We start from the raw sequence: 13277 nt of genomic DNA, 5'->3' as shown, positions 1-13277 counted from the left end.
CGCCTACCGGGCCGCGCAGCGGATCCTGGAGCGGGATCCGACGGTCGATGCGATGTTCGTGGCGTGTGTCCTGGAGAGCTCGCTGTCGACGGCCGGCCTGTTCTATCTGACCAACCTGACCGCACCGGTCGCCGGCTACCTGGTCGGTGCCCGCTCGGACCGTACCGGCCGGCGGCTGGGCCTGTTCCGGCTCTGCGCCGTCGCGGGCTTCCTCGGCTGGGTCGGCATCGCGCTGTCCACACAGTTGTGGATCCCGTTCGCGATCAGCGCGCTCGTGCTCGGCTTTGCCGGCGCCGCGACCTCGCAACTGTTCGCCGCCATCCACGACGAGGCCACCCTGCGTCCGAACCGGGGCAACGACGGCGTGGTCGCCATCGTGCGGATGGCCCTCACCGCCGGCTGGGTGGTCGGACCGGTCGCCGGATCGTTCCTGGCCGCGGAGGTGAACCTGCGCACCATGCTGGTCGTGACCGGGCTCTGCACCCTCGCCCAGGTCGTCCCGCTCGGCGCGCTGCGCACCCCCGCCACCCACCCGGCCCCGTCAGCCGACAAGCCTGCCTCCGGCCACCGCCGGCCACCGGTGAGGGCGATGTTGCCACTGCTCACCTTCACCGGCCTGTACGTCCTGGTCTACGCCGGAGAACCGATCAAGTACGCCTACCTGCCTATCTACATGAACGATCAGCTGCGACTCGATCCCGCGCTGAGCGGAGCGATCATCGGCGTCCAGCCGCTCGTCGAACTCGTCCTCATGCCGGTCGCCGTGATCGCCGCCCGCAGGATCGGGACGATCCGCCTCATGACCGCCGCCGCCGGGCTCGGTGTCGCCGCGAACATCTGCTTCACCACCACCGGCGACGCCGCCGGGCTCCTCCTCGGCCAGGCCCTCATGGGCGGCGTCTGGGCCACCTTCATGACCCTCGGCATCATCGTCGCCCAACGCCTGCTCCCCACCGCGGTCGCGTCGGCGTCGGCGATCTTCCTCAGCTCCAGCGCCCTCAGTTCCGCCCTCGGCGGTCTCGCCGGCGGCCTCGGCGTCGCCGCCGCCGGCCTACCCCTCGTCTTCCTCATCCCCGCGACGCTCGCACTCGCCGCCGCAGTCGGCCTGGTCGTCATGGACCGCGCCATCGGCTCGAAGCTCTGAATTCGGTACGGGCTCCCAGGGAAAGCCATCCCCCGGCCGGCCCGGCGAGGCGGAACGGGGAACCTCGGTACGTATTCGGCACGGACGCTCGTCAACGGCCGATGACGGCCGGACACAGCCGGAGACACGAAGAACGCCCCTGACCGGGTCTCGCCTGGTCGGGGGCGCTGCTGTGTCGGTTGTTACTGGTGCCCCCGGCAGGATTCGAACCTGCGCCCCCGCCTCCGGAGGGCGGTGCTCTATCCCCTGAGCTACGGGGGCTCAGCGACCCAGGAAGAGTAGCAGGGATCGCCGCCCGGGCACGAATCGGTATCCGCCGTGTCGGTCCCGCCCTACAGACCAGGGAGGAACCCGCTACCGGCCGCAGCTCGGAAGGGGGTGCAGCACGATTCGGGGCGGTAGTCGGCGGGGCCACTCGGCCCGGGTCCAGGAGCCGTCGACCACGACGTGTACGGCCTCCCCCTCCGCTCCGCTGAGCCGGAGCAGGAAGTCCCGGGGGAGGGCCGGGTCGACGTTCGGGGTGGTGATGAGGAACCGCACCCGGCCGCGTACGGAGACCGCGGAGAGGACGTCGGCGGCGGGTACCACGCCGTGCAGCCGGGTACGGCCGATCCAGCACAGCTCGGTCCCGTGCTCCTGGGCGGAGCGCACGATCGCCGGGTACTCCCGTTCCACCCACAGGGCCACCGCGTCGACGCAGAGTCCGCAGGCCCGGTCGGTGGGCTGGCGGGGGCCGAGTCCCCAGGCCCGCAGGTAGCCGCCGACCTCGCTGCTCTCCACCGGCAGCCCGTACCGGCGGTGTACCAGGCTGGCGACGCTCTGCCGGGTCCAGAGTTCGTCGTCCAGTCCGAGCTGGTCGGGATAGCACCCGCGCAGCGTCTCGATCAGTTCGAGTTCCTGGTCGCGGCTGAGCGTCCCCGCCTCGCCGGACCGCTGTCCTCGCCGGACGGCCGCGACCGCGCCGTCCCCGCCGATGGTGTGTCGACGGCACCAGCTGGTGACCGAGCGACGTCCGTCCCGGAGAGCAACCGTCATGTCTAGGACAACGACGGCAGATCCTGACTGGTCACGTTATGTATGGAGAAAGCTCGCCAAACCGGGCAAGTAACCAAAGTCCGCCCTTAACAGGCATGCCCTCCGGCACCGGTAACGCAACGGCGGCCGCGCCCCGAGGGGAACGGCCGCCGGATCAGGCGGAACGGGTGGGCCCGGGTCAGGGAGTGCCGATCCGGCCCTGGAGGCTGCGGACCAGCTCGATCTCCTTCTTCTGCCCGGCGACCATGGACTCGGCCATCTCGGTCACCTGCTCGTCGTCGGAGAGGTCCAGGATGCCCTCGGCCATGTGGATGCCGCCGAGGTGGTGGTCGAGCATCAGCTTCAGGAAGAGGGCGTCGAAGTCACGGCCGGTGGCGGCCCGCAACTCGGCCCGCTCGGCGTCGGTGGCCATGCCGGGCATCAGCCCGTTCTTCACCGCACCGGCGGCGTCCGGCATCCAGGCCATCCGGGGCTCGCGGCCGGTCGGGCCCAGGCCCCAGTCCTTCAGCCAGGTCTGCATGACACCGATCTGGCCCTGCTGGGTGAGCGCGATGTCGGCCGCCAGGACCCGTACGTCCGGGTCGGCGGCCTTCTCGTGCGCGAGGATCGCCATCTCGACGGCCTGGGCGTGGTGCGACGACATGTCCCGGGCGAACCCGGCCTCGGGCGAGCCGTCGCCGGGGCGGAGCAGGCCCGGGGCGAGCAGTCCGCCCGCGAACCCGAGCAGCAGCCCCAGCAGGATGGCGAGGGCCAGTGCGGCGGTGCCGGCGCTCCGCCGGCCCGAGCCACGGCCGGCGACCTCGTCATCCGGGGCGGCGGCGGTCGCCACCGCCCCCTGTTCGGTGGTCACGCCGATCAACCGCCCGCCGGGGGCACCGGCTGCTGCTGCTGGTCACCGGGGACGTTGTCCCGTGGCGTCGTACCGGTGGCGGTGATGCCGCCGGAGCAGGTCGCCTGCGGCTCCATCGTCGCGTTCTGCCGCAGCGCCTCGATGAAGTCGTCGATCCGGCCGTCGGTGGGGCTGTCGAGCTTGAGCTGGTAGCCCCAGGCCTGCAACGAGATCGGCTTGTCGAGGTTCTGCACCGGGCTCATCATCATGAACTCGTTGCCCCGGACCTTGCTGGCCAGCTGCTCGACCTGGTCGGCGGGGAGGTCGGACCGGTAGGTCACCCAGACCGCGCCGTGCTCCAGGCTGTGCACCGCGTGCTCGTTGGCGATCGGCGCGTCGTAGACGTCGCCCATGCAGTTCTGCCAGGCGATGTTGTGCGAGCTGCCGACCGGCGGGTTGATCTTGTAGGTGAGTGGGCCGGCCACGTGGGACTCCTTGCCGGGCAGCGGGTTCACCGCCGAGGGGTCGCTCTCCCGGAAGTTCACGATCCCGTCGATCGCGGCCGCCTTGTCCTCCCACTTCTTGCCGTTCTGGATCACCGCGTACGCGCCGTACCCGATGATGGCGGCGGCGACGACGCCGACCGCGACGAAGAGACCGATGGAACCCCACGAGCGGCCCTGGCTGACCCTGACCGGAGTGACCGGACGCCGCTGCTGGGGCTTCTTCCCGCCCCCGCCGCCGGATCGGCCGGCCGGCACCCGGGCGCCGGAGCCGGACTTGGCCCCGGAGCCGGACCTGCCGGTGGAGCCGGACTTGGCGGCCGTCCCCGCGGGCTTGGCCCCGGCCCCCTTCTCACCCTCGGCGGGCTTACCGCCGGCCGGCGCCTTCTTGCCGGTGCTGACCACGGACGGACGGCGTTGTTCGCCGCCCGAGGTGCTGATGCTCATGGTCCCTCGTCAGGTCGGTCGGTCAGGGGATGGCGGGCCACACACGCGCAGGGTCGCCACCGAGTGACCGAGTCTACCCCCGCTAGCATGGTTCGGTGACTCCCGCCAACCTCGCCGAGGCCGTTCTCGCCGCCGCCCACGCCGTCTTCGACCGGCGTGAGCTGGATCACTCGGTACTGCCCGAGTCCGTGCCGCTGGAGCGACCCCGGAACCCCGAGCACGGCGACTACGCCTCCAACATCGCGCTCCAGTTGGCCAAGCGGGTCGGGCTGCCGCCCCGGGAGCTGGCCACCGCCCTCGCCGAGGAGCTGGCCCGGACCCCGGGCGTGAAGTCGGTCGACATCGCCGGGCCCGGATTCCTCAACCTCCGGCTCGACCCGGCCGCCGCCGGAGCGCTCGCCCGCGAGGTGGTCCAGGCCGGTCAGGCGTACGGCCGCAGCGACCGGCTCAGCGGGCAGCGGGTCAACCTCGAGTTCGTCTCGGCCAACCCGACCGGCCCGATCCACCTCGGGCACACCCGCTGGGCGGCGGTCGGCGACTCGCTGCGGCGGATCCTCACCGCCGCCGGTGCCGAGGTGACCAGCGAGCACTACGTCAACGACGCGGGCGCCCAGATCGACCGGTTCGGCCAGTCGCTGCGGGCGGCGGCGCTGGGCGAGCCGGCGCCCGAGGAGGGCTACGCCGGCGAGTACGTCAGCGAGATCGCCGAGCGGATCGTCGCCGAGCGCCCCGACCTGCCCGGCCTGCCGGCCGAGGAGGCGGTGCCGGTCTTCCGGGACCGGGGCTACCAGCTCATGCTGGACGAGATGCGGGCCAGCCTTGAGCGGTTCGGCGTGCACTTCGACGTCTGGTTCTCCGAGCGCACCCTGCACAGCAGCGGCGCGGTCGAGCACGCCCTGGGCCGGCTGCGCGAGCAGGGCCACGTCTACGACGCCGACGGCGCCATCTGGCTGCGCACCACCGACTTCGGTGACGACAAGGACCGGGTGCTGATCCGCAGCAACGGCGAGCTGACCTACTTCGCCGCCGACTCGGCGTACTACATCGACAAGCGGGAGCGCGGCTTCGACAAGTGCGTCTACCTGCTCGGCGCCGACCACCACGGCTACGTCAACCGGCTCCGGGCGATCGCTGCCTGCGCCGGGGACGACCCCGACTTCAACATCGAGATCCTGATCGGCCAGCTCGTCAACCTGGTCCGCAACGGCGTACCGGTCCGGCTCTCGAAGCGGGCCGGCAACATCATCACGCTGGACGAGGTCGTCGACGCGGTCGGCGTGGACGCGGCCCGCTACTCGCTGGCCCGCTCCTCCACCGACTCGCCGCTGACCCTCGACATCGAAGTGATCACCAAGCACTCGAACGACAACCCGGTCTACTACGTGCAGTACGCGCACGCCCGGATCGCCTCGCTGCTGCGCCAGGCCGTCCAGCTCGGGGTGACCCGGGGCGCCGAGTTCGACCCGGGGCTGCTCAGCCACGAGAAGGAGAACGACCTCCTCAAGACGCTCGGCGAGTTCCCCGGTGTGGTGGCCACCGCTGCCGAACTGCGCGAGCCGCACCGGATCGCCCGCTACCTTGAAGAACTGGCCGGCACGTACCACCGGTTCTACGACGCCTGCCAGGTGCTGCCGCGCGCCGGGAAGCCGGTGCCGGAGCAGCTCACCCAGGCCCGGCTCTGGCTGGTCGAGGCGTCCCGGATCGTCCTGGCCAACGGCCTGGCGCTGCTCGGCGTCTCGGCGCCGGAGCAGATGTGAGCCGTCTGGCGGATCCCGCGCTGGCGGGCCGGTCGGTAACACGCGCGTAGCGAAGGGAAACGACAGATGCGCGCTCACGAAGCGGGGGCACTGCACGGCGACCTCGGGGTCCGGGGGCCGGCCTGGCTGCGTACCCCGGAGGACGTCAACGCGCTCGTGCCGCAACTGTGGCCGCGCAACGTGGCGCGGGACGCCGACGGCGCCCTCGTGGTCGCCGGCCTCGGCGTCCGCGAACTGGCGGCGGAGTTCGGCAGCCCGGCCTACGTGCTCGACGAGGACGACCTGCGCTCCCGCTGCCGGGACTTCCGGGCCGCCTTCCCGGACCAGGACATCTACTACGCCGGCAAGGCCTTCATCTGCCGGGCCGTGGTGCGGGTGATCGCCGAGGAGGGGCTCTTCCTGGACGTCTGCTCCGGCGGCGAGCTGGCGGTGGCGCTCTCCGCCGGCATGCCGCCCGAGCGGATCGGCTTCCACGGCAACAACAAGTCCCCGGCCGAGCTGGCCCGGGCCGTCGACGCCGGGGTGGGCCGGATCGTCGTCGACTCGTTCCACGAGATCGACCGGCTGACCGCACTGGCCCGGGAGCGGGGCGTCCGGCCCCAGGTGCTGCTCCGGGTCACCGTCGGTGTCGAGGCGCACACCCACGAGTTCATCGCCACCGCGCACGAGGACCAGAAGTTCGGCTTCTCGCTGGCCGGCGGGGCGGCGGCGGCCGCCGCCTTCCAGATCCTCGACACCGACGTGCTCGACCTGCGCGGGCTGCATTCGCACATCGGCTCGCAGATCTTCGACACCAGCGGCTTCGAGGTGGCCGCCCGGCGGATCCTCGGCCTCCAGGCGCAGATCCGGGACGCCCGCGGGGTGGAGCTGCCGGAGCTGGACCTCGGCGGCGGCTTCGGCATCGCGTACACCACCCAGGACGACCCGGCGACGCCGCACGACCTGGCGAAGCGGCTCAACAAGATCGTCGACGGGGAGTGCGAGGGGCTGCGGCTGGCGGTGCCCCGGCTCTCGATCGAGCCCGGTCGGGCGATCATCGGCCCGGCCGTCTTCACCCTCTACGAGGTCGGCACGGTCAAGGACGTGGACGGGATCCGGACGTACGTCAGTGTCGACGGCGGGATGAGCGACAACATCCGTACCGCGCTCTACGGTGCGTCGTACTCGGCGACGGTCGCCTCCCGGCGCTCGACCGCCGAGCCGATTCTGGCCCGGGTGGTGGGAAAGCATTGCGAGGCCGGGGATGTGGTGGTGAAGGATGAATTCCTGCCCGCCGACGTGCAGCCCGGAGATCTTCTCGCGGTGCCCGGAACGGGCGCCTACTGCCGGAGCATGGCCAGCAACTACAACCATGTTCCCCGGCCGCCGGTGGTGGCGGTCCGGGACGGCCGCGCGCGGCTGATCGTCCGGCGGGAGACCGAAGACGATCTGCTGAATTTGGATGTGGGATGACGACACCGGTCCGTCTGGCTCTGCTCGGTTGCGGCACCGTCGGCGCGGAGGTGGTACGCCTCCTGCACGAGCAGGCCGCCGACCTGACCGCGCGGGTCGGCGCGCCGCTGGAACTCGCCGGAATCGCCGTACGCCGGCTCGGCCGTGACCGGGGTGAGCTGCCGGTCGACCCGGCGCTCTTCACCACCGACCCGCTCGGCCTGGTCAAGCGGGACGACATCGACCTGGTGATCGAGGTCGTCGGCGGGATCGAGCCGGCCCGGAGCTGGCTGGTCGAGGCGCTGCGGGCCGGCAAGAGCGTGGTGACCGCCAACAAGGCGCTGCTGGCCGAGGATGGCGGCGCGCTGCACGACGCGGCCGCCGAGGGCGGGGCCGACCTCTACTACGAGGCGGCGGTGGCCGGCGCCATCCCGCTGCTCCGCTCGCTGCGCGAGTCGCTGCACGGCGACTCGATCACCCGGGTCACCGGCATCGTCAACGGCACCACCAACTTCATCCTCTCCGCGATGGACGCCACCGGGGCCGGTTTCGCCGAGGCGCTGGACGAGGCGACCGAGCTGGGCTACGCGGAGGCCGACCCGACCGCCGACGTGGAGGGCTTCGACGCCGCCGCCAAGGCCGCGATCCTGGCCTCGCTGGCCTTCCACACCCGGGTCACCGCCGCCGACGTGCACCGGGAGGGCATCACCGAGGTCACCGCCGCCGACATGGCCAGCGCCAAGGCGATGGGCTGCACCATCAAGCTGCTCTGCATCGCCTCCCGGGGGCCGGACTCGGCCGGCGCCGAGTCGGTCAGCGTCCGGGTGCACCCGGCGATGATCCCGGTCGGCCATCCGCTGGCCAGCGTCGGCGACGCCTTCAACGCGGTCTTCGTCGAGGCCGACGCCGCCGGTGAGCTGATGTTCTACGGGCGCGGCGCCGGGGGAGCGCCGACCGCCAGCGCCGTACTCGGCGACGTCGTCGCGGCGGCCCGCAACCACCTGGCCGGGGTACGCGCACCGAGCGAGTCGGCGTACGCGGCGCTGCCGATCCGGCCGATGGGTGAGGCGGTCACCCGCTACCACATCAGCCTCGACGTGGCCGACCGACCGGGGGTGCTCGCCGCGGTCGCCGGGGTCTTCGCCCGGCACGACGTGTCGATCGCCACCGTGCGGCAGGCGCCCGCTCCGGCGGCTCCGCCGGACGGGGCGGCCGGACCGGTGCGCCGGGGCGGCGACGCGATCCTGGTCATCGTCACGCACGCCGCACCGGACGCCGCGCTCGCCGCCACCGTCGACGAGCTGCGCCGGCTCGACATCGTCCGCTCGATCGCCAGCGTGCTCCGGGTCGAGGGCGGCGACCGGTGACCGGGCAGGTCGGCGACCGGTAGCCGGGCGTACGCCTGATCGGTCACGTCCCGCCAGATGGTTAGCGGGTGGTGCGGGTGCAGCCCGTCGGCAACGCTGGGTCACCGTGGAGGAGATGCCCGCCGCCGGCCGGCGGGCGGGACCGCGACGCGAGGAGAGCGAGATGTGGCGGGGCTTGATCGAGGCGTACCGGGACCGGCTGCCGGTCAGCGAGGCCACGCCGGTGATCACCCTCAACGAGGGGAACACCCCGCTGCTGCCCGCCCCGGTGCTCTCGGCACGGCTCGGCTGTGACGTCTATCTCAAGGTGGAGGGCGCCAACCCGACCGGTTCGTTCAAGGACCGGGGCATGACGCTGGCGGTCTCCCGGGCGGTCGAGGCCGGCAACAAGGCGATCATCTGCGCCTCCACCGGCAACACCAGCGCCTCGGCGGCGGCGTACGCGGCCCGGGCCGGGCTCACCTGCGCGGTGCTGGTGCCGCAGGGCAAGATCGCGCTGGGCAAGATGGCCCAGGCGCTGGTGCACGGCGCCAAGCTGCTCCAGATCAACGGCAACTTCGACGACTGCCTGGCACTCGCCGCCAAGCTCGCCACGGACTATCCGGTGGCCCTGGTCAACTCGGTCAACATCTACCGGCTGCACGGGCAGAAGACCGCGGCCTTCGAGATCGTCTCGGCGCTCGGCGACGCCCCCGACATCCACTGCCTGCCGGTCGGCAACGCCGGCAACATCACCGCCTACTGGATGGGCTACTCGGAGGAGGCCGAGCAGGGCAACGCCACCCGCCGCCCGAAGATGTACGGCTTCCAGGCCTCCGGCGCCGCCCCGATCGTCACCGGCGAGGCGGTCCGCGAGCCCTCGACCATCGCCACCGCGATCCGGATCGGCAACCCGGCGAGCTGGACCAAGGCGGTGGACGCCCGGGACGCCTCCGGCGGGCTGATCTCGGCGGTGACCGACCGGGAGATCCTCTCGGCGTACCGGCTGCTCGCCCGCGAGGTGGGGGTCTTCGTCGAGCTGGCCAGCGCGGCCAGCGTCGCCGGGCTGCTGCAACAGGCGGCCGAGGGGCGGGTGCCGAGCGGCTCCACCGTGGTCTGCACGGTCACCGGGCACGGCCTCAAGGACCCCGAGTGGGCGATCTCCACCGCCCCGTCGCCGATCACCATCCGCAACGACGTGCCGACCGCCGCCCGCGCCCTCGACCTGGCCTGAGCCGGGGCGCGCGGCCCCGCCCGCCGGTGCGGGACGGGCGCCGTTCCAGGGCCCGCCGGACGACCCGCCGGGTGGTGGAGCTGCTGAGAGATGGCTGAGCCGGAGTTGTCGTCCGGCCCGGTCGCCCCGCAGGCTGCGGCCAGCGCCCCGACGCCGGGGTGGAGTTCCGGATCAGGCAGACTTTCCCTGCCGCGCCGAGTCGGAACTCGCGTGATCACAGTTCTCGCGCCAACCCGATAACAGGAGTAGAGCCGCTGATGTCGTTCCTCGCCAGACTCAGTCTCGCCAACCGAGGACTTGTCGCGCTCATCGCGATCGTGATCACAGGTTTCGGCGTGTACGCCGTACCGTCGCTGAAGCAGCAGCTGCTGCCCTCGCTGGAGTTCCCGGCGGCCTTCATCGTCGCGCCGTACCCGGGCGCCGGGCCGGAGGTCGTCGAGGAGCAGGTCGCCGAGCCGATCGAGAACAGCATCCAGGGGATCGCCGGGCTGACCAAGGTCACCTCCACCTCCCAGGAAGGCAGCGCCACCCTCCAGGTCGAGTACGAGTTCGGCACCGACCTCGACGACGCGGTCAACAAGATGCAGACCGCGCTGAACCGGCTCTCGCTGCCGGAGAACGTCGAGCCGCAGGTGATCGCCGGCAGCACCGACGACCTGCCGGCCGTGGTACTCGCGGCGGCCGGCAACGGTGACGAGCGGGCCCTGGCGGAGAAGCTCGCCGAAACCGTCGTACCGGAGCTGGAGTCGATCGACGGCGTCCGTACCGTCGAGGTGACCGGCGCCCGCGACGAGCAGATCGTGATCACCCCCGACCCGGCGAAGCTGGCCGCGTCCGGCGTCGCGCCGACCGCGATCGGCGAGGCGCTGCGGGCCAACGGCGTGACCATCCCGGCCGGGGCGCTGACCGAGGCGGACCAGACCCGGACGGTCCAGGTCGGCGGCCAGATCGGCTCGGTCGAGGAACTCGCCGGGGTCTTCCTGACCGGGCGGGCCGGCGGTCAGCCGGTCCGGCTCGGCGACGTGGCGACCGTGCGGCAGCAGCTCGCCGCGCCGACCTCGTTCACCCGGACCGACGGCACGGACAGCCTCGGCATCATGGTCACCGCCAGCCCGGACGGCAACGCGGTGCGGATCTCGCACGACATCCGGGACCGGCTCGCCGACCTCTCCACCGCCTCCGGCGCCACCCTCAGCGTCGTCTTCGACCAGGCGCCGTTCGTCGAGAAGTCGATCGAGAGCCTGACCACCGAGGGCCTGCTCGGCCTGGTCATGGCCGTACTCGTGATCCTGGTCTTCCTGCTCTCGATCCGCTCGACCCTGGTCACCGCGGTCTCCATCCCGCTGTCGGTGCTGGTGGCCCTGATCGCGCTCTGGGTCGGCGACTACTCGCTCAACCTGCTCACCCTCGGCGCGCTGACCATCGCGGTCGGCCGGGTGGTCGACGACTCCATCGTCGTGCTGGAGAACATCAAACGACATCTCGGGTACGGCGAGGAGAAGCGCACCGCCATCCTCGGCGGGGTACGCGAGGTGGCCGGCGCGGTGGTTGCGTCCACCCTGACCACGGTCGCCGTCTTCACCCCGATCGTGCTGGTCGGCGGCTTCGTCGGGCAGCTCTTCGCGCCGTTCGCGATCACCGTCACGGTGGCGCTGCTCGCCTCGCTGCTGGTCTCGCTGACCATCATCCCGGTGCTGGCGTACTGGTTCCTCCGGCCGGCGAACGGTGGCGCGACCGAGGAGGCGGTGCGACGGGCGGCCGAGGAGAAGGAGCTGCGCAGCCCACTGCAACGCGGGTACCTGCCGGTGATCCGGTTCGCGACCCGACGGCGCTGGCTCACCGTCGGCCTCGGCCTGGTGGTGCTGCTCGGCACCTTCGGCCTGGCCACCCGGCTGGAGACGAACTTCCTCGACGACTCCGGGCAGGACACCCTGAGCATCAGCCAGGAGTTGCCGGTCGGCAGCAGCCTGACCGCCACCGACGCCGCCGCCAAGCAGGTCGAGCGGGTGCTGGCCGACGCCGACGGGGTGAAGTCGTACCAGGTGACCGTGGGCGGGGGCGGCGGCAACCCGTTCGGCGGGGGCGGCGGCGCCAACGAGGCGAGCTTCTCCGTGGCGCTGGACGAGGAGGCCGACGCCGGGCAGGTCCAGGAGTCGCTCCGGACCGAGTTCGACAAGCTGACCGGGGCCGGCGAACTCAGCTTCGGCGGGGCCGGCGGGCCGGGCGGCGGTTCGGTGAACGAGATCCAGGTGATCGTCCGCGCCGCCGACCAGGAGGTGCTGGCCCGGGCGAGCGAGCAGGTCGGCAAGGCGATGTCGGAGGTGGCGGACGTCACCGACGTACGCAGCAGCCTGGCCGACAGCGCCCCCCGGATCGACGTCAAGGTGGACCGGGCCGCCGCCGCCCGGCTCGGACTCTCCGAGGCGGCCGTCGGGCAGCTCGTCGCGCAGCAGTTCCGGGGCAGCCCGCTCGGCCAGGTGTCGCTGGACGGCCGGCAGCAGGACGTGGTGCTGCGTACCGGGCAGCCGCCCGCCGGGATCGAGGCGCTGCGGGCGCTGCCGGTGGGGCCGCCCGGCCCGGCCGGGGTGGTGAAGCTGGACGACATCGCCGAGGTGACCGAGGTGCAGGGCCCGCTCGCGGTGACCCGGATCGACGGCGAGCGCAGCGTGACGGTCAGCGGTACGTCGACCGGCTCCAACCTGGGTGCCACCACCACCGCGCTGCGGGAGAAGCTGGACGGGATCGAGGTGCCGGGGGCGACCTTCGAGATCGGTGGCGTCAGCGCCGAGCAGCAGGAGGCCTTCGCCGACCTGGGGCTGGCGGTACTCGCCGCGATCGCGATCGTCTTCGTGATCATGGTCGCCACCTTCGGCAGCCTGCTCCAGCCGCTGATCCTGCTGGTCTCCATCCCGTTCGCGGCGACCGGCGCGATCGGCCTGCTGCTCGCCACCGACACCCCGCTGGGCGTACCGGCGCTGATCGGTGTGCTGATGCTGGTCGGCATCGTGGTGACCAACGCGATCGTGCTGATGGACCTGATCAACCAGTACCGGGCCCGGGGGATGGGCGTGGTCGAGGCGGTGGTCGAGGGCGGCCGACGCCGGCTGCGGCCGATCCTGATGACCGCGATCGCGACCATCTTCGCCCTGCTGCCGATGGCGCTCGGCCTGACCGGTGAGGGCGGGTTCATCTCGCAGCCGCTCGCCATCGTGGTGATCGGCGGCCTGATCAGCTCGACGCTGCTCACCCTGGTGCTGGTGCCGACCCTCTACACGATGGTGGAGAACACCAAGGAGCGGATCCGGCGCCGCCGGTCCGGGGCGGGGACGGCGGGTGCCGACGAGGTGGCCGGCCCGGACGTACCGGCCGGCGAGCCGGTGCCGGCGGGTGCCGCTGTCGGCGCACCGGGCGGCGGGTCGCCGGGGCCGGTGCCGGCCCGTCCGTCGGGCGCGCTGGTGGACGGTACCGACCAGTTCGAGGTACTCCGGCTGCCGAAGAGCCGCCGGTCGCCGCTGCCGCCGACGGAGGACTGACCGCCGGCCCGCGACACG

At 72.3% G+C, this 13277-nt stretch carries 9 protein-coding genes and 1 tRNA gene; 6 read left to right on the top strand and 4 right to left on the bottom strand.

The features are described from left to right. Positions 1-52 precede the first annotated feature (52 nt). Positions 53-1144 (top strand): MFS transporter, encoded by a 1092-nt coding sequence (locus C6W10_RS23300; protein ID WP_107260504.1) that lies wholly within the window; start codon positions 53-55, stop codon positions 1142-1144. 186 nt (positions 1145-1330) lie between these two features. Here the strand turns inward: C6W10_RS23300 and C6W10_RS23295 are convergent. From C6W10_RS23295 to C6W10_RS23280, 4 genes are all read right to left on the bottom strand, one after another. After that, positions 1331-1405, bottom strand: a tRNA-Arg gene (locus C6W10_RS23295). Positions 1406-1498: 93 nt separating this feature from the next. Next, positions 1499-2179: a winged helix-turn-helix domain-containing protein gene (locus tag C6W10_RS23290; protein ID WP_107260502.1), complete on the bottom strand. Its 681-nt coding sequence runs from the start codon at positions 2177-2179 to the stop codon at positions 1499-1501. A gap of 178 nt (positions 2180-2357) precedes the next feature. Next, a complete protein-coding gene (locus C6W10_RS23285) occupies positions 2358-3008 on the bottom strand; it encodes a DUF305 domain-containing protein (protein WP_369938712.1) in 651 nt (216 codons plus the stop codon). Between the two features lie 26 nt (positions 3009-3034). Then, complete coding sequence (locus tag C6W10_RS23280; protein WP_107260498.1) at positions 3035-3958, bottom strand: DUF3105 domain-containing protein; 924 nt, start codon at positions 3956-3958, stop codon at positions 3035-3037. Positions 3959-4053: 95 nt separating this feature from the next. Here C6W10_RS23280 and argS point away from each other — a divergent pair, with 95 nt between their 5' ends. From argS to C6W10_RS23255, 5 genes are all read left to right on the top strand, one after another. After that, on the top strand, positions 4054-5715 hold the full coding sequence (gene argS, locus C6W10_RS23275; RefSeq protein ID WP_107260497.1) for an arginine--tRNA ligase: 1662 nt from the start codon (positions 4054-4056) through the stop codon (positions 5713-5715). 66 nt (positions 5716-5781) lie between these two features. After that, positions 5782-7167 (top strand): diaminopimelate decarboxylase, encoded by a 1386-nt coding sequence (gene lysA / locus C6W10_RS23270; protein WP_107260495.1) that lies wholly within the window; start codon positions 5782-5784, stop codon positions 7165-7167. Next, complete coding sequence (locus tag C6W10_RS23265) at positions 7164-8513, top strand: homoserine dehydrogenase (protein WP_107260493.1); 1350 nt, start codon at positions 7164-7166, stop codon at positions 8511-8513. Before lysA ends, C6W10_RS23265 begins: the two co-directional genes overlap by 4 nt. A 163-nt stretch (positions 8514-8676) precedes the next feature. Further along, positions 8677-9726 (top strand): threonine synthase, encoded by a 1050-nt coding sequence (gene thrC, locus C6W10_RS23260; RefSeq protein ID WP_107264213.1) that lies wholly within the window; start codon positions 8677-8679, stop codon positions 9724-9726. A gap of 257 nt (positions 9727-9983) precedes the next feature. Then, positions 9984-13259, top strand: a complete 3276-nt coding sequence (locus C6W10_RS23255; RefSeq protein ID WP_107260491.1) for an efflux RND transporter permease subunit — start codon at positions 9984-9986, stop codon at positions 13257-13259. Positions 13260-13277 lie beyond the last annotated feature (18 nt).

The organism is Plantactinospora sp. BB1 (assembly GCF_003030385.1).
GTDB lineage: Bacteria > Actinomycetota > Actinomycetes > Mycobacteriales > Micromonosporaceae > Plantactinospora.
The sequence above is the reverse complement of the archived record's forward strand: the minus strand, read 5'-3'. Positions and strand labels throughout refer to the sequence as shown.